The following is a 2,973-nucleotide window of genomic DNA, read 5'->3' on the forward strand; positions in this document are numbered from 1 at the left end:
CCGTCGAAGTCGAAGTGGATATCGAGACCGGCCAGGTCAGCGTCATCGACAGCTATGTCGCCGACGACTGCGGCAAGGCGCTCAACCCGATTGCGATCCACGGGCAGACCAATGGCGCCACCGTTCAGGCCATTGGCTGGACGCTGTACGAGCAGCTGCACTACGAGAACGGGCGTCTGGCCAACGGCAATTTCGCGGACTACAACATGGCCACCGCCGATGCGGTTCCCATGCTTCGCGGCGGCTTTGTGGAATCCAACGATCCCAATGGTCCCTACGGCGCCAAGGGAGCCAGCGAGACCGCGATTCTTCCCGGTGCCCCAGCCATCGCCAACGCCGTCTATGACGCGATAGGCGTGCGCATCACCGATCTGCCCATCACCCCGGAAAAAGTGCTGGCCGCATTGCACGCCAAGCAGCAGCAAGGAGCAAGCCATGCGTGAATTTGATTTTGCCGAGCCTCGCTCGGTTGCGGAGGCCAGCCAGATGCTGGCCGAGTACGGCGACGATGCACGCATCATTGCGGGCGGATCTGCCTTGATGCTGGCCATGCGCCAACGCATGCTTGCGCCCACGTACCTGATCTCGGTGGCAGGGCTGCCCCGGCTGCATGGCATCGATTTCGATCCGCGCCAAGGTCTGCGTATCGGGGCCATGAGCCGCCATATCGATGTGGCTCGCTCCGAGCTCGTGAAAGCGCATGCACCGGTGCTGGCCCGGATGGCCGCGCAGGTGGCCAATCCCCAGGTGCGCAACCAGGGCACGATTGGCGGCAATCTCTGCTATGCCGACCCTTCCACGGACCCGCCCGGCTGCCTCATGGCCCTCGATGCCTCGGTGGTTCTGGGCAGCACACGCGGAGAGCGCGTGCTGTCGATGGAAGAGTTCCTGGTCGACTACTACACCACGGCCATGCAGAGCGATGAGCTGCTGCTGGAAATCCGGGTGCCGCTGCAGGCGTCCGGCACCCAGGGGGAATACACGCGCTTTCTGCGTACGGCAGCAGAACACCGGCCCCTGGTCAGCGTGGCCCTGGTCGTGCAAAGAGAAGGGCAGACATGCCATCAGGCACGTCTGGCCGTGGGCGCATCCACGCCCATTCCCACCAGGCTGCGCCGCGCCGAGGAATGCTTGCGTGGCAAGACCGTGAATGCACAACTTGCTGCGCAGGTCGCAGCCATCGTGGCCGAGGACATCCAGCCGGTCTCGGACCTGCGCGGCAGCAGCGAGTACCGCCGCGCCATGGTGCGCACGGTGACCCGCCGCACGGTGTCCACGCTGTTCGGAATCGATATCAATGAAGGAGTTGCCGCATGAGCACGCATCGCATCGAATGCCAGGTCAACGGCGAATCGCACAGCGCCGAAGTCTCATCACGGCGACTGCTATCGGATTTCCTGCGGGACGACCTGCATCTGACCGGCACCAAGCGGGGTTGCGAGACCGGAACCTGCGGCGCCTGCTCGGTGCTGCTGGACGGTGAAGTCATCAAATCCTGTCTGATGCTGGCCGTGCAGGTTCAGGGCCGCAGCATCACCACCATCGAAGGGCTGGCCGCCAACGACCAGCTGCACCCCCTGCAGAAGAACTTCATGCAGTGCGGCGGCCTGCAATGCGGCTACTGCACGCCGGGTTTCATCATGGCCTCCTGCGACCTGCTCAAGAACACGCCTCAGCCCAGCTGCGAGGAAGTGCGCCACGGCCTCAGCGGCAATCTCTGCCGCTGCACCGGCTACACCCAAATCGTCGAGTCCGTGCTGCATGCAGCACAGGAGATGCATCATGGAAATTGAAAAAACCCTGACCGTTTCTGCCCCTCCCCAGCAGGTCTGGGATCTGCTCCTCAATCCCCGGGTCATGGCCGGTGCCGTGCCCGGAATGAAGTCCATCGAGGTCATCAGCCCCACGGAATACGTGGCGGAGATGCACCAGAAGATTTCCTTCATCAGTGCCAAGTTCAAGCTCAAGACCAGGATCGTCGAGCAGAAGGCCCCGGAGTACATGCGTGTGGAGGGAACGGGCGAGGATGCGTCCGTGGCCAGTTCGCTCAAGCAGACCAGTGAAGTGTTCCTGCTGCCTGCGGGCGATGGCGGAACGCAGTTGCGCATCAAGGTCAGTGTGGATGTACTGGGGCGACTGGGTGCGTTCGGCTTGTCCGTCATGAAGACCAAGGCCGATCGCCTGTGGGAAGAGTTCGGCAGCAATCTGGCGGCGCGCATAGAGGCCCGTGACCAGGCTCCCGATGCGCCCGGTGCGGCTTCGCTGGCGCCGGTTGCGCCTGCTGTGGCCAGGCAGGCCGTCACCCGGCCCGAAGTGGCTCCTGTTCCTGTCCCAGATCCTGCTTCAGCGCCGGCTCCCGGCCTGGTTCCGCGAGATCCCATGGATGCGGCCATCACGGCCAGCACCGAGGACGCAAGCCCTGATGCCGGCTGGTGGGCGCGCATCTTCGGCACTGCTCGCAACACGCGCAACTCCGGCCAGTTCATACGCGTAGAGGTGCGTCAACTGGATAAGACGATCTGTGTCGAGTGGCCTGTCGCAGCCGCGTCCGAGTGCCGGGAATGGCTCAGGTCGCTGCAGAAATAAGCGCGTTTCCCCATAGACCCGAAAGGAGGTTCAGGACCCAAAAGACCAATCGCATCAAGCCACGCATGCAAATAACTAAACGAAATTGGAAACTGGAGACATTCATGCTGAAAAAAATAGCAGGCGCTGTTGCGCTACTAGGGGTGGGAGGTTTCGCCCATGCACAATCGTCGGTGCAGATCTACGGCATCCTGGACACGGCCGTCGAGACCATGAACCATGTGGGCGCGAGCAGCTCTACCTTGACGCGCATGCCCAATCTCTCGGGCAGCGTTCCTTCGCGCCTGGGATTTCGCGGACGCGAGGATCTGGGTGGGGGGCTGAGTGCATCCTTCACGCTGGAGATGGGGATTGCCCCCGATTCAGGAGCCCTGAACCAGGGCGGAC

General features: G+C 63.0%; 5 protein-coding genes. All 5 read left to right on the plus strand.

Annotated features, from left to right (window positions below):
* Positions 1 to 443 (plus strand): molybdopterin cofactor-binding domain-containing protein (locus tag E2583_RS21795; protein ID WP_291598588.1); only part of this gene is annotated, 443 nt, incomplete at its 5' end.
* A complete protein-coding gene (locus tag E2583_RS21800; protein WP_291598591.1) occupies positions 436 to 1,317 on the plus strand; it encodes a xanthine dehydrogenase family protein subunit M in 882 nt (293 codons plus the stop codon). The genes E2583_RS21795 and E2583_RS21800, both read left to right, overlap by 8 nt.
* Positions 1,314 to 1,793, plus strand: a complete 480-nt coding sequence (locus tag E2583_RS21805; RefSeq protein ID WP_291598593.1) for a (2Fe-2S)-binding protein — start codon at positions 1,314 to 1,316, stop codon at positions 1,791 to 1,793. Before E2583_RS21800 ends, E2583_RS21805 begins: the two co-directional genes overlap by 4 nt.
* Positions 1,783 to 2,586 carry an SRPBCC domain-containing protein gene (locus E2583_RS21810; protein ID WP_291598595.1) on the plus strand — a complete coding sequence of 268 codons (804 nt, stop codon included), beginning with the start codon at positions 1,783 to 1,785 and terminating at the stop codon, positions 2,584 to 2,586. The genes E2583_RS21805 and E2583_RS21810 overlap by 11 nt, the downstream gene beginning before the upstream one ends.
* A 104-nt stretch (positions 2,587 to 2,690) precedes the next feature.
* Positions 2,691 to 2,973 (plus strand): porin (locus E2583_RS21815; RefSeq protein WP_291598596.1); only part of this gene is annotated, 283 nt, incomplete at its 3' end.

It is taken from the genome of Comamonas sp. (assembly GCF_009360615.1).
Classification (GTDB): Bacteria; Pseudomonadota; Gammaproteobacteria; order Burkholderiales; family Burkholderiaceae_C; genus Comamonas.

Bases quoted from the DNA above. Each gene is read 5' to 3' on its own strand.
- E2583_RS21805 (WP_291598593.1), top strand. From the start codon at position 1,314: ATGAGCACGCATCGCATCGAATGCCAGGTCAACGGCGAATCGCACAGC.
- E2583_RS21810 (WP_291598595.1), top strand. From the start codon at position 1,783: ATGGAAATTGAAAAAACCCTGACCGTTTCTGCCCCTCCCCAGCAGGTC.
- E2583_RS21800 (WP_291598591.1), top strand. From the start codon at position 436: ATGCGTGAATTTGATTTTGCCGAGCCTCGCTCGGTTGCGGAGGCCAGC.